Raw genomic sequence first — 12513 nt, forward strand, 5'->3', positions numbered from 1 at the left:
GGCGATCTCCGGCATGCTGACCCCGAACGTGAGCCGCGACGAAGGGGACCACATGGCCGACACCGTGCTGTACGAGGTGAGCGACGGGCTCGCCACCATCACCCTGAACCGCCCCGAGGCGAGGAACTCGCTGAACGTCGACACCAAGGTCGCGCTGCGGGACGCCCTCCGGTCGGCGGGCGCCGACCCCGCGGTGCGGGCCGTGCTGCTGACCGCGAACGGCAAGGCCTTCTGCGTCGGCCAGGACCTCAAGGAGCACATCGGGTTCCTCCAGGAGGAGGGCGGCGGGCCGGCGATGTCCACGGTGCGCGAGCACTACAACCCGATCGTCACCGCGATCGCGACCATGCCCAAGCCCGTCGTCGCGGGGGTCAACGGGGTCGCCGCGGGCGCCGGCGCGGGCTTCGCCTTCGCCTGCGACTACCGCGTGGTCGCCGACACCGCCGCCTTCAACACCTCCTTCGTCGGCGTCGCCCTGACCGCCGACTCCGGGGCCTCCTGGACGCTGCCCCGGCTGGTCGGCCGCAGCCGCGCCGCCGACCTGCTGCTCTTCCCGCGCACGATCGGCGCGCAGGAGGCGTACGAGCTGGGCATCGCCAACCGTCTGGTGCCGGCCGACGAGCTGGCCGCCGAGGCCGCCTCGGTCGCCCGCCGACTCGCCGAGGGCCCGACGGTCGCCTACGCGGCGATCAAGGCCTCCATCGCGTACGCCGAGGAGCACTCGCTGGCCGACACCCTGGCCAGGGAGGACGAGCTGCAGACGGCCGCCGGCGCCTCCGAGGACCACCGGATCGCCGTCGAGGCCTTCCTGAAGAAGGAGAAGCCCCGCTTCCTCGGCCGCTGAGCCGGGGCTGCGGAGGCGCGGCCGGGGCGCTCAGCGACGGGCGCAGCAGTCGGCCAGATGGTCGTCCACCAGGCCGCAGGCCTGCATCAGCGCGTAGGCGGTGGTGGGGCCGACGAAGCGGAAGCCGCGCTTCTTGAGGTCCTTGGCCAGCGCGGTGGACTCCGCCGTGACGGCCGGCACGTCCGCGACCGTGCGGGGTGCCGGACGTCCGGCGGGGTCCGGCGCGTACGACCAGACCAGGGCGTCCAGGCCGCCCTCGTACCCCTCGCGCAGCGCCAGGGTGGCGTGCGCGTTGGCGATGGCGGCGTCGATCTTGGCGCGGTTGCGGATGATGCCGGGGTCGGCGAGCAGCCGCTCCCGGTCCTCGTCGGTGAAGGCGGCGACGGCCTCCGGGGAGAAGTCCGCGAAGGCCTTCCGGAAGCCCTCGCGGCGCCGCAGGATCGTGATCCAGGACAGGCCCGACTGGAAGGCCTCCAGGCTCAGCCGCTCGAAGAGGGCCGCCTCGCCGTGCACCGGACGGCCCCACTCGGTGTCGTGGTACTGGACGTAGTCGTCCGTGGACAGCCCCCACGGGCAGCGCGCCAGGCCGTCCGGCCCGGTCACCGCGCCGCCGTCGCTCACAGCCCGCTCCCGGGGGCACGCGGGTCCTCGGGGGTCCGCGGGGCCTGCTCGGCGTCCTTGACCAGCGAGTGGCCGCCGAGCCGGGTGGCGTGGGCGCCGGCCAGCGCGGCCTCCAGGTCGGCGATGTGGGCGTCGCGCTGGGCCAGTTCCGCGCCGAGGCGCTCCAGCACGTCGTCGACGTCCAGCATGCGGTAGCCGCGCACGGTCACCGGCAGGCGCAGCCGCTCGACGTCCGCACGGCCCACCGGCCGCTCCGGCGGCAGCCTGTCGTCCACCCGGTCCGGCTCCACGTCGCGGAGCACCCCGCCGTCGCCGAGCACCGCGAGCGCGACCGCGGCGACCACCGCGACCAACGCGATGAGAATGAACCAGAACAAGACCTCTCCCGGGGTCGGCGCGACGTATACGCCACGATCGTGCCACGTCGCGCCGTGCCTGCGGTGTGCGGTCGGCGACTATCTTCGATCGGCGTACGACATTTCGAGGGAGGCGCGACATGCTGCGGCTGGGCACACGGGAATTCGGCGAGCACGAACCCGTGATCATGGCGATCGTGAACCGGACGCCGGACTCGTTCTACGACCAGGGCGCCACGTTCACCGACGCACCGGCCCTCGAACGCGTCGAGCGCGCGGTCGCGGAGGGCGCCGCGATCATCGACGTCGGCGGGGTGAAGGCGGGCCCCGGCGAGGAGGTCTCGGCGCAGGAGGAGATCCGCAGGACCGCGGGTTTCGTCGCCGAGGTGCGCCGGCGCCACCCCGACGTGGTGATCAGCGTCGACACCTGGCGCCACGAGGTCGGTGAGGCGGTCTGCGAGGTGGGCGCCGACCTGCTCAACGACGCCTGGGGCGGCGTCGACCCACGGCTGGCCGAGGTCGCCGCGAAGCACGGCGTCGGCCTGGTCTGCACCCACGCGGGCGGCGCGCGGCCGCGGACCCGGCCGCACCGGGTGGGCTACGAGGACGTGATGGCCGACATCCTGAAGGTGACGGTGGGCCTCGCCGAGCGGGCGGCCGCGCTCGGGGTGCGGCGCGACGCCATCCTCATCGACCCCGGCCACGACTTCGGGAAGAACACCCGGCACTCGCTGGAGGCGACGCGGCGGCTGCCGGAGATGACGGCCACGGGCTGGCCGGTGCTGGTCTCGCTGTCCAACAAGGACTTCGTGGGCGAGACCCTGGACCGCCCCGTCAAGGAGCGGCTGATCGGCACCCTGGCGACGACCGCCGTCTCGGCGTGGCTCGGCGCCCGGGTGTACCGGGTGCACGAGGTCGCCGAGACGCGTCAGGTGCTGGACATGGTGGCCTCGATCGCGGGACACCGGCTCCCGGCGGTCGCCCGGCGGGGGCTGGCGTAGGGCCCGTCAGTCGCCGGTCTCCTTGGTCACCAGGGCGACCGCCTCGTCGACGTCGTCCGTGACGTGGAGGAGTTCCAGGTCGACGGGGGACGCCTTGCCGCCGTCCACGACGGTGTTGCGGACCCAGTCGACCAGGCCGCGCCAGTAGGCGGAGCCGAACAGGACGATGGGGAACTGCGTGACCTTGCGGGTCTGGACCAGCGTGAGGGCCTCGAAGAGCTCGTCGAGGGTGCCGAAGCCGCCCGGCAGCACGATGAACCCGGAGGCGTACTTCACGAACATCGTCTTGCGGACGAAGAAGTACCGGAAGTTCACGCCGATGTCGACGTAGGGGTTGAGCCCCTGCTCGAAGGGCAGCTCGATGCCCAGGCCCACCGAGACCCCGCCGGCCTCGCAGGCGCCCCGGTTGGCCGCCTCCATGGCGCCGGGGCCGCCGCCGGTGATGACGGCGAAGCCCGCCTCGGCCAGGGCGCGGCCGATGCGGACCCCGGTCTCGTAGTCGGCCGAGCCCTCGGCGGTACGGGCGGAGCCGAAGACGCTGACCGCCTTGCCGAGTTCGGCGAGCGCGCCGAAGCCCTCGACGAACTCCGACTGGATGCGCATCACGCGCCACGGGTCACCGTGTACCCAGTCCGAGGGTCCACGGGTGTCCAGCAGCCGCTGGTCCGTCGTGGACTTCTGCACCTGGCCCCGGCGCCGTACGACGGGACCGGTGTGGCGCTCGGGCCAGCCGTGCCCCGTGGGGCTGCCCTCCGCCGCGGCTGTCTCGGCGGCGGACGCCTCCTCCGCGTCAGTGTCCATGTCGCGCTCCTTTCGCTGCCGTCCGGTCAGGGTACGACCGTGTCCGCCGGGCGGATCAAGAACGCGCCGCTGAATTGCTCGTTACGAGAGCCAGGCACGCAGCTTCTCCTCCGCCTCCAGGACGGCGGCGACGGCGACGTGCTCCTCGCGGGTGTGGGCGAGCCGGGGGTCGCCGGGACCGTAGTTGACCGCGGGGACGCCCAGCGCGGAGAAGCGGGCCACGTCGGTCCAGGCCTCCTTGGGCGCGGGCTCGGTGCCGATGGCCTCGACGAAGGCGGCCGCCGCCGGGTGGGACAGGCCCGGCAGGGCGCCGGGGGCGCTGTCGGTGAGCCGCACCTCGTAGCCCTCGAAGACCTCGCGGACGTGGTCGAACGCCTCGGCCTCGGAACGGTCGGGGGCGAAGCGGAAGTTGACGATCACCGCACAGGAGTCGGGGATCACGTTGCCGGCGTGACCGCCCTCGATCATGACCGCGTTGAGCCCCTCGCGGTAGACGAGGCCGTCGACGGCCGCCTGCCGCGGCTCGTAGGCGGCGAGCCGGGCCAGCACGGGCGCGGCCTTGTGGATGGCGTTCTCGCCCAGCCAGCTGCGCGCGGAGTGGGCGCGGCGGCCGGTGGTCTCCACGCGGACCCGCAGGGTGCCCTGGCAGCCGCCCTCGACCTTGGCGTCGGTGGGTTCGAGGAGGACGGCGAAGTCGCCGGCGAGCCATTCCGGGTGGTTCTCGGCGAGCCGCTTGAGGCCGTTGTACTCCGCCGCGATCTCCTCGGCGTCGTAGAAGACGAAGGTCAGGTCGCGGTTGGGTGCGGTGAGGGTGGCGGCGAGCCGTAGCTGGACGGCGACCCCGGACTTCATGTCGGAGGTGCCGCAGCCCCACAGGACGCCGTCCTCGTCGAGGCGGGACGGCACGTTCTCGGCGATCGGCACGGTGTCCAGGTGCCCGGCGAGCACGACCCGCTCGGCCCGGCCGAGCTGTGTGCGGGCGACGACGGAGTCCCCGTCCCGGTCCACCGTCAGGTGCGGCAGGGCCCGCAGGGCGCTCTCCACGGCGTCCGCCAGCGGTTTCTCGGCGAGGCTGACGGAGGGGATGTCGACGAGCTGCGCCGTCACGGCGGCGGCGTCCTGACTGAGATCGAGCACGGGCCGTTCCATGCCGCCGACCCTACCGGGGGGCGGGTCGGGGCCCCGGCACAGCGGGCTTCGGTACGGTGTGCGCGTGCCGAAGCCACCGTCGACCTCGACACCCGCCGCACGCGCCCCCCGCCGGCGGGGGCGCGCAGCCCGTCTGGTCACCGCAGGCCTGGTCCTGCTGGGGGTCGCGGGCTATGCCGCCTACCACCTGGCCGGGGTCGGGGGCGGTCCGCGCCATCCGGCGTGCACCGTCACCACGCAGGCGGGCAGCCTCACCCTGGAGCCGCAGCAGGCGGCGAACGCCTCGACGATCGCCGCGGTGGCGACCTCGCGCGGACTGCCGGAGCGGGCGGTGACGATAGCGCTGGCCACCTCCATGCAGGAGTCTGCGCTGCGCAATCTCGACCACGGCGACCGCGACTCGGTCGGCCTGTTCCAGCAGCGCCCTTCGCAGGGCTGGGGCACGGCCGCGCAGATCATGGACCCGGTCTACGCCTCCAACGAATTCTTCGACGGCCTGGTGAAGATCCACGGCTATTCCCGGCTCCCCCTCACGGTGGCCGCGCAGAAAGTGCAGAAGAGCGGCTTCCCGCAGGCGTACGCCAAGCACGAGGCGGACGCCGCGCTGCTGGCCGGGGCGCTGAGCGGCCGGCACGCCGGGGCGCTGACCTGCGTCACCCCAGTCGCCGCGGGGACGGTCTCCGGGGGCGACCCGGCGAAGGTGCGGCAGCGGCTGGTGCGGGAGTTCGGGGACGATGTGGCGCCGCGGACCACCGAGACGCCCGCGGACCCGCGGGAAGAGGCCACGCAGGACGCCAAGAACGGTGCGCGGAGCGGGGGTCCGGCCCGGCGCACGGTGTCCGTGCCGTCGGCCCCGGCGGGGAACGAGGCGCGTGGCGACGAGAGCCGGCGGGGCTGGGAGCTGGCCCAGTGGGCGGTGGCGCACGCTCATGAACTGAAGGTGGAGAAGGTGTCCTTCGGGAACCGCGAGTGGTCGGCGGACACCTCCGACCGGGGCTGGACCGCGTCGAATTCCGACGCCGCGCACAAGACCGCGGGCGACGTCAGGATCACCGTCGCGCAATAGTGCGGGCATTCACCCCCAGGCGGGTGATTGATACGCCAAACCCATCAGATGTGAATCCCCTCGTTCGGGGGTGCGAAAAAAGCTTCTGATCAAGGGCTGTGACGTTTCCGCGGCACTTCCGGCTCCGTCCGAATTGATCCGCTTCACCGCCCCGGGAATCCGATCACATTACCAACTCTTTACTCTTCGCGGCCGCAACCTTCGGCCCCCTTCACGCGGTAGTCACGACGTCCGCCCCGCGGACATGTCACGTCGAAACCGTCGTCTCTCCGTAAAAGGAGCACCATGTCTCTCCCCCTCGCGCGTCGGATCGCCCGGGCCGCTCTGCTGGTCGGCGCGGCCGCGGCTCCCCTCATCGGTGCCGGTGCCGCGTCCGCCGCCGCGCTGCCGCAGGTCGGCGACCTGGGTGGGCTGACCAACGTGGACAAGGCCCCCGAGCTCACCGGCACCGTGAACGGTGTGGCCAAGCAGTCCGGTGCCGTGAAGACCGTGCAGGAGGCGCTGCCCGCGACGACCGAGACGGTCGGCGGCCTGGCCAAGAGCGCACAGCCGACCGTCAAGGGCACGGCGACGGAGGCCGCCACGACGGTCGGCGGCGCCGCCCAGGAGCTCGGGAAGACCGCCAAGGGCTCCGGGCTGCCGGGCGGCCTCCCCTCCACCGGCCAACTGCCCCTCCAGGGGCTCCCCATCGGCGGCTGACCCCCCACAGCCGCACCGAAAGGGCCCGGGGAGCGGTGCTCCCCGGGCCCTTTGCGCCGTCGTCGTGGTGCCGCGGCTCAGGAGGACAGCCGGCGCACCGCCGCCGCCACCCGCTCGTCCGTGGCCGTGAAGGCGATCCGTACGTACCGCTCCCCCGCCGCGCCGTAGAAGTCGCCGGGCGCCACGAGGATGCCGTGCTTGGACAGGTCCGCGACGGTGTCCCAGCAGGACTCGTCGCGCGTCGCCCACAGGTACAGGCTCGCCTCGCTGTGCTCGACGCGGAAGCCGGCGGTCTCGAAGGCCTCCCGCAGCGCCGCCCGCCGCCGCGCGTAGCGCTCGCGCTGCCGGGCCACATGGGCGTCGTCCCCGAGCGCGGCGACCGTGGCGGCCTGCACCGGGGCGGGCGTCATCATGCCGCCGTGCTTGCGGATCCGCAGCAGCTCGCCGAGCACGGCCGGGTCGCCCAGGAGGAAGGCCGAGCGGTAGCCGGCCAGGTTGGAGCGCTTGGACAGGGAGTGGACGGCCACGATGCCCTCGTAGGAGCCGCCGCAGACGTCCGGGTGCAGGACCGAGACCGGGTCGGCGTCCCAGCCCAGTTCCAGGTAGCACTCGTCGCTGAACACCAGCACGCCGTGCTCGCGCGCCCAGGCGACCGCACGGGTCAGCTCGTCCTTGGACAGCACCCGACCGGTGGGGTTGGAGGGGCTGTTGAGCCACAGGAGCCGCAGTCCGGCCGGGTCGGGCTCGGTCGGTTCGTCGTAGACGACCGCCTCGGCGCCCGCCAGCCGCGCCCCCACCTCGTACGTCGGGTAGGCGAGCCGCGGGTACGCCACCTTGTCGCCCGCGCCGAGGCCCAGTTGGGTCGGCAGCCAGGCGACCAGTTCCTTGGAGCCGACCACCGGCAGCACGTGCGCGTCGGTCAGCCCGGTGGCGCCCAGCCGGCGCCCGGCCCAGCCGGTGATGGCGGCGCGCAGCTCGGGCGTCCCCCACACGGTCGGGTACCCGGGGCTGTCCGCGGCCCCGGCCAGGGCCCGCTGCACGATGTGCGGGACGGGGTCGACCGGGGTGCCGACCGACAGGTCGACGATGCCGCCGGGATGGGCGGCCGCCGTGGCCTTGTACGGTTCGAGCCGGTCCCACGGGAAGACGGGGAGTCTGGACGAGACTGGCTGCGCCACGGTGGTGCTCACTTTCCGTTCCTCGCAGGCACGCGGCCTGCCACTGCCTCAAACACGGCGGTCCCGTACGGCGGTGTGCCGTACGGGACCGCCCGGCAACTGTCGGGTCACTCGCCCTGCGGCGGCAGGGCGGCGATGAAGGGGTGGTCGCGCTCGATCAGCCCGAGCTTGGAGGCACCACCGGGCGAGCCGAGCTCGTCGAAGAACTCGACGTTCGCCTTGTAGTAGTCCTTCCACTCCTCCGGGGTGTCGTCCTCGTAGAAGATGGCCTCCACCGGGCAGACCGGCTCACAGGCTCCGCAGTCGACGCATTCGTCCGGGTGGATGTACAAGGACCGCTGGCCCTCGTAGATGCAGTCGACGGGGCACTCCTCGATGCACGCCTTGTCCTTGACGTCGACACAAGGCTGCGCGATGACGTAGGTCACGCTGTCGTTCCTCCTCGATAGGGCTGTCTCGCGCGGGAGCGCGGCGTCGTAGATGCCCGCCCCTAGTATCTCCGTTCTTGGGCAGCAGACGAACAGGAGGGGCGGTCATGAGCATGGATTTCACCGCCGGAGGCCGGCTCGAGGTGCGCATAACCCCTTCTGACGTGGGCAAACGCGTCTCGGTACGGAGGGTCGCGGAGATCGTCGAGGGACGGCCGGTGTTCGCCGACGCCGTCGGGATTCTCACATCGTGGGACGAAGGGGTGCTTGTCGTCACCCGTAGGGACGGGGAAACCGTCCGCATCGCGGAATCGTCCCTGGTGGCAGGCAAGATCGTGCCCGACGCACCGGCGCGCCGCGGGGCCCGCGCGCCCCGCGCGACGGCCCGGGAACTGCAGGAGTCGGCCTCCCGCTGCTGGCCGGCTCAGGAGACCGCCCGGCTGGGCGAGTGGACGCTCCGGGCGGCCGGCGGCTTCACCCGGCGCGCCAACTCCGTGCTGCCGCTCGGCGATCCGGGCGTCCCGCTGACGGAGGCCGTCGCGCGGATCGCCCGCTGGTACGGCGACCGCGGACTGCCACCGTATGTGCAGGTCACCACCGGCGGAGAGGACTCCGACGAGTCGCTGGCGGAGGCCCTGGGCGGCCTCGGCTGGACGGCGGAGGGCCACGCCCTGCTGCGCACGGCCGCCCTGGCGCCGATCGCCGACCTGCCGGGCGCCGAGGCCGTGCACCTGTCCCGGGAGGCCGACGCGGCGTGGCTCGCCCGCTACCACCGCACGGGTGACCTGGGCGACGCGGCGCTGAAGGTGCTGGGCGGCGGTCTCTCGGTGTGGTTCGCCACGGTGCCGGGGGAGGGCGACCCCGCCGGCCCCGGGCCCGCGGCGATCGGCCGCTGCGCCGTCGACGGCCGGTTCGCCTCCTTCGGCGCCGTCGAGGTGGCCCCGGACCACCGGCGGCGCGGGCTGGCCCGGGCGGTGATGGCCGCGCTCGCCCGCAAGGCGCTGGACGAGGGCGCCTTTGGCGCGTACCTGCATGTCGAGACCGGCAACGAGGGCGCACGCGCCCTCTACGACCGGATGGGCTTCACCACCCACCACGCCTACCACTACCGGCGCGGCCCGCTGCCCGCGGGAGGGTGAGAAGCCCGGTATGGACGACGCCATCAGGCAGCGCTTCACCGAGGCCGCCCGCGAGCCGCGCCCCGACCTCGCGGAGCTGTGCCTGCTCATCGGGGCCGTGGCAGACCCGTCCCTCGACGAGGCCGGGACGGACGCGGCGCAGATGGAACTCGACCGCCTCGCCGGGCTCCTGCCGTACGGTCTCACCGCACCCGCCGACTGGGCCGACGCCGCCGCGGAACTGCTCGGCAGCCGTTGTGGGTTCGGCGGCTCGCCCGCCGACTACCAGCGGCTGGAGTCCTCGCTGCTGCACGAGGTGCTGCTGCGGCGGCGGGGGCTGCCGATCCTGCTGTCGGTGGTCTGGATGGAGGTCGTCCGGCGCGCCGGCGGCCCGGTCCACGGGGTCGCCCTCCCCGGGCACTTCGTCGTGGGCTTCGGTGACCCCGCAGGCGCCTTCGTGCTGGCCGACCCCTTCAACGGCGGCCGGCGGCTCGGCGAGGAGGACGTACGGCTGCTGGTGGCGGGCGCGACGGGGACCGCGCCGTCCCCGTCGATGCTGGAGCCCGCGGATCCGCTGGACATCGTGCTGCGCGTGCTCAACAACATCCGCGCCTGGGCGTCGGCGCGGCCCGAGCACCTGGGCACGCAGCTGTGGGCGGTGGAGCTGGCGCTGCTGCTGCCCCACCATCCGGCGCGGTTGCGCTTCGAGCACGCGCAGCTGCTGGTGCGCAAGGGGGACTTCGCGCGGGGCGCGGCGGAGATGGAGGCGTACGCGGACGTGCTCGCGGAGTCGGAACCGGACGCCGCGACGGCCGTGCGCCGGCAGGCGCGGGCCGCCCGCGCGCTCCTCAATTGACGGGGTGCGGGCCTGGTGGGGGCGGGTGACGGGTGGTGCCGGTGCGCGGCTGCGGGTTCGTCTCGCGCCCTTCGGGCGCAAGGATGCGGGCCGCGGACGGGAGGGTGGGGGCGGAGCCGGTCGACGGTGTGCCGGTAGTCCGTGGCGGGGTTCAGGCGCCAAAGCGGGGTGCCGCTCCGATGGCCGGGGGTCTCGTTGCCGTCCGCGGGTGCGGACGGCCGCTTCCACGCCCTCGGTGGATGGTGGGCGGCCCGCCGTGACCGGCGTCTGCGGCTGATTCGAGGTGCTGTCGAGCCGTCCACGGGAGATCGGGCCCGCTTTCCCCGAACATGTCGGCGGAACAGGGCCCGATGTCGGGGAAGCACCCGCGGACGCGGGTCACGGCGAGCGCGCCACCCACGAACGGTCCGCGTGGCAACCCGTCTGCACGGACGGCGACGAGACCGGAACCGTACGAACAACCCGCCCCGCACCGGAGCCCGAACCCCCGCCGACCACCGACCCGCACACCGAGCCGAGGAGGCCCGCCCCCACCTTCCCGTCCGCAGCCCGCCGCTTTGCGCCCGAAGGGCGCGAGACGGCGGGAGAGGCGGACCAGCTAGAGCCAGCCGCGTTCCAGGGCGATGCGAACCGCTTCGGCGCGGTTGCGCGCGGCGGTCTTCTGGATCGCGGTGGAGAGGTAGTTGCGGACGGTCCCCTCGGAGAGGTGGAGTCGGCGGGCGATGTCCGCGTTGAGGGATCCGTCGGCCGCCGCGCGCAGGACGTCGCGCTCGCGCGGGGTGAGGGGGTCGGCCCCCTCCGACAGCGCGGCCGCCGCGAGCACCGGGTCGATCACCTTCTCCCCCCGCAGCACCCTGCGTACCGCCTCCGCGAGTTGCCCCGCGGGCGCGTCCTTGACCAGGAACGCGTCGGCGCCCGCCTCCATGGCCCGGCGCAGGTACCCGGGCCGGCCGAACGTGGTGACGATGACGACCCGCACTCCCGGCAGTTCCGCCCGTACGGCGGCGGCCGCGTCGAGGCCGGTCATCGCGCCGGGCATCTCGATGTCGAGCAGGGCGACCTGCGGCCCCGGCGTCGCGGGCCGCGCCGACGACGTCCTCGCCGCGGGCGACCTGCGCGACCACCTCGATGTCCCCCTCAAGTCCCAGCAGCGCGGCCAGGGCCTCGCGCACCATCGACTGGTCCTCCGCCAGCAGCACCCGGATCATGGCCGTGAGCGTAGTGGGCCGGGACGACGGCGCGGAGGGTGAAGCCGCCGTCCGCGGCGGTCTCCAGGCGGCCGCCGGCGAGCAGCAGGCGCTCCTCCAGGCCGGTCAGGCCGTTGCCGCGGTGTGTGCCGCCGGTCCCGGGGCCCCGGCCGTCGTCGGCGACGGTGAGCCGTACCGTGCCCTCGTCCTCCTCGACGGTGACCGTGCAGCGGGAGGCGCCGCTGTGCCGTACGACGTTGGTGACGGCCTCGCGCAGGGCCCAGGCCAGCGCTCCCTCGGCCTCCGGGGTGAGCGGGGCGGTCACCGTCCCGGGCAGCCGGGCGCGGATGCCGGCGGCCTGCAGGACGTCTCGGGCGCCGGCGAACTCGGCGGCGAGGGTGGGCCTGCGGTAGCCGCTGACGGCCTCGCGGACGTCCACCAGGGCCTGCCGGCTGACCCGCTCGATGTCGGCGACCTGCGCGGCGGCGTCCTCGGGGCGGCCGGGGAGCATGCGTCCGGCCAGTTCGCTCTTGAGGGTGATCAGCGACAGCGAGTGGCCGAGCAGGTCGTGCAGGTCGCGGGCGAGCCGCAGCCGCTCCTCCGTGGCCGCGAGCTGGGCGACGGCCGCCCGGGCCTCGCGCAGCTCGCGGGTGGTCCGCACCAGCTGGCGCACGCCCGTCATGGCGTAGCCGCCGAGCAGGCACGGCACGAGCAGCGAGAGCACCAGGTCCTGGCTCGCGCCGGTGAGCCCGGCGACGGCCGCGAGTACCGCGGTGACCAGCGGGATCGCCCAGCGGGCCTGGCGGCCGGGCAGCACCGCCCCGCAGCCGACGGCGAGGTAGACGAACAGCACGAGGAAGGCGTCGCCGAGCGTGAACGTCATCAGCAGACCCAGCGCGCCGAGCAGCAGGAGCTGCCCGTACACCCAGCGCGGCTGGTGTTCGGCGTTGGTCCGCAGGAAGACGATGCACAGGTAGGCGGCGACGAAGGCGGCGAGCCCGAGCCAGCCGAGCACGGTCGCGGTGAGGCCGTGGCCGCCCTCGGCGAGGTCGCTGACCGGGGCGCCGAGGTAGAGCATCCACATGGCCACCCAGACCAGCTTGACGATGGCCTGGCGGCGGTTCTCCGGGGCCCTGCCGATCGCCGGGGCGTCCCGGGGCTCGGCGGACTCCCGCTGCTGCGTCGTTCCGGCGGGCACGGTCCTTCTCC

At 73.9% G+C, this 12513-nt stretch carries 13 protein-coding genes and 1 pseudogene; 6 read left to right on the forward strand and 8 right to left on the reverse strand.

Annotated elements, in window-relative coordinates:
• Positions 1 to 52: 52 nt before the first annotated feature.
• Complete coding sequence (gene chcB, locus OIE69_RS15930; protein ID WP_326581187.1) at positions 53 to 844, forward strand: 2-cyclohexenylcarbonyl CoA isomerase; 792 nt, start codon at positions 53 to 55, stop codon at positions 842 to 844.
• 30 nt (positions 845 to 874) lie between these two features.
• Here chcB and OIE69_RS15935 read toward each other — a convergent pair whose 3' ends face one another.
• A complete protein-coding gene (locus OIE69_RS15935; RefSeq protein WP_326572590.1) occupies positions 875 to 1465 on the reverse strand; it encodes a DNA-3-methyladenine glycosylase I in 591 nt (196 codons plus the stop codon).
• A complete protein-coding gene (locus OIE69_RS15940) occupies positions 1462 to 1842 on the reverse strand; it encodes a cell division protein DivIVA (RefSeq protein WP_326572591.1) in 381 nt (126 codons plus the stop codon). The genes OIE69_RS15935 and OIE69_RS15940 overlap by 4 nt, the downstream gene beginning before the upstream one ends.
• Before the next feature lie 119 nt (positions 1843 to 1961).
• Here OIE69_RS15940 and folP point away from each other — a divergent pair, with 119 nt between their 5' ends.
• Positions 1962 to 2822, forward strand: coding sequence for a dihydropteroate synthase (folP, locus tag OIE69_RS15945; RefSeq protein ID WP_326572592.1), 861 nt, complete (start codon positions 1962 to 1964; stop codon positions 2820 to 2822).
• A 6-nt stretch (positions 2823 to 2828) separates the two neighbouring features.
• Here folP and OIE69_RS15950 read toward each other — a convergent pair whose 3' ends face one another.
• Together OIE69_RS15950 and dapE are read right to left on the reverse strand one after the other, a co-directional pair.
• Positions 2829 to 3623 (reverse strand): LOG family protein, encoded by a 795-nt coding sequence (locus tag OIE69_RS15950; RefSeq protein WP_326572593.1) that lies wholly within the window; start codon positions 3621 to 3623, stop codon positions 2829 to 2831.
• Positions 3624 to 3704: 81 nt separating this feature from the next.
• Positions 3705 to 4772, reverse strand: a complete 1068-nt coding sequence (gene dapE / locus OIE69_RS15955; protein ID WP_326572594.1) for a succinyl-diaminopimelate desuccinylase — start codon at positions 4770 to 4772, stop codon at positions 3705 to 3707.
• A 64-nt stretch (positions 4773 to 4836) separates the two neighbouring features.
• Between dapE and OIE69_RS15960 the strand changes: the two genes are divergently transcribed.
• Both OIE69_RS15960 and OIE69_RS15965 read left to right on the forward strand, forming a co-directional pair.
• A complete protein-coding gene (locus OIE69_RS15960) occupies positions 4837 to 5838 on the forward strand; it encodes a heavy metal transporter (RefSeq protein ID WP_326572595.1) in 1002 nt (333 codons plus the stop codon).
• Between the two features lie 285 nt (positions 5839 to 6123).
• Complete coding sequence (locus tag OIE69_RS15965; protein ID WP_326572596.1) at positions 6124 to 6537, forward strand: ATP-binding protein; 414 nt, start codon at positions 6124 to 6126, stop codon at positions 6535 to 6537.
• A 77-nt stretch (positions 6538 to 6614) separates the two neighbouring features.
• Here OIE69_RS15965 and dapC read toward each other — a convergent pair whose 3' ends face one another.
• On the reverse strand, positions 6615 to 7727 hold the full coding sequence (gene dapC, locus OIE69_RS15970) for a succinyldiaminopimelate transaminase (protein WP_326572597.1): 1113 nt from the start codon (positions 7725 to 7727) through the stop codon (positions 6615 to 6617).
• Positions 7728 to 7822: 95 nt separating this feature from the next.
• Entirely contained in the window at positions 7823 to 8143 is a 321-nt protein-coding gene (gene fdxA / locus OIE69_RS15975) for a ferredoxin (protein ID WP_018561461.1), read from the reverse strand.
• 113 nt (positions 8144 to 8256) lie between these two features.
• On the opposite strand from fdxA, the gene OIE69_RS15980 reads away from it, so the two are divergent.
• A complete protein-coding gene (locus OIE69_RS15980; RefSeq protein WP_326581189.1) occupies positions 8257 to 9282 on the forward strand; it encodes a GNAT family N-acetyltransferase in 1026 nt (341 codons plus the stop codon).
• Positions 9283 to 9292: 10 nt separating this feature from the next.
• The gene (locus OIE69_RS15985) at positions 9293 to 10117 is read left to right on the forward strand and encodes a transglutaminase-like domain-containing protein (RefSeq protein WP_326572598.1); all 825 of its coding nucleotides are present in this window, start codon (positions 9293 to 9295) and stop codon (positions 10115 to 10117) included.
• 598 nt (positions 10118 to 10715) lie between these two features.
• Here OIE69_RS15985 and OIE69_RS15990 read toward each other — a convergent pair.
• Both OIE69_RS15990 and OIE69_RS15995 read right to left on the reverse strand, forming a co-directional pair.
• Positions 10716 to 11325 (reverse strand): annotated as a pseudogene (locus OIE69_RS15990) (response regulator).
• Positions 11255 to 12502, reverse strand: a complete 1248-nt coding sequence (locus OIE69_RS15995; RefSeq protein WP_326572599.1) for a sensor histidine kinase — start codon at positions 12500 to 12502, stop codon at positions 11255 to 11257. Before OIE69_RS15995 ends, OIE69_RS15990 begins: the two are co-directional and overlap by 71 nt.
• Between the last annotated feature and the right edge of the window lie 11 nt (positions 12503 to 12513).

This window comes from Actinacidiphila glaucinigra, assembly GCF_035918135.1.
GTDB lineage: Bacteria > Actinomycetota > Actinomycetes > Streptomycetales > Streptomycetaceae > Actinacidiphila > Actinacidiphila glaucinigra.

Excerpts from the sequence above, each read along its gene's own strand:
- chcB (WP_326581187.1), top strand. The coding sequence starts at position 53 with ATGGCCGACACCGTGCTGTACGAGGTGAGCGACGGGCTCGCCACCATC.
- folP (WP_326572592.1), top strand. The coding sequence starts at position 1,962 with ATGCTGCGGCTGGGCACACGGGAATTCGGCGAGCACGAACCCGTGATC.
- OIE69_RS15950 (WP_326572593.1), bottom strand. The coding sequence starts at position 3,623 with ATGGACACTGACGCGGAGGAGGCGTCCGCCGCCGAGACAGCCGCGGCG.
- dapE (WP_326572594.1), bottom strand. The coding sequence starts at position 4,772 with ATGGAACGGCCCGTGCTCGATCTCAGTCAGGACGCCGCCGCCGTGACG.
- OIE69_RS15965 (WP_326572596.1), top strand. The coding sequence starts at position 6,124 with ATGTCTCTCCCCCTCGCGCGTCGGATCGCCCGGGCCGCTCTGCTGGTC.
- OIE69_RS15980 (WP_326581189.1), top strand. The coding sequence starts at position 8,257 with ATGGATTTCACCGCCGGAGGCCGGCTCGAGGTGCGCATAACCCCTTCT.
- OIE69_RS15985 (WP_326572598.1), top strand. The coding sequence starts at position 9,293 with ATGGACGACGCCATCAGGCAGCGCTTCACCGAGGCCGCCCGCGAGCCG.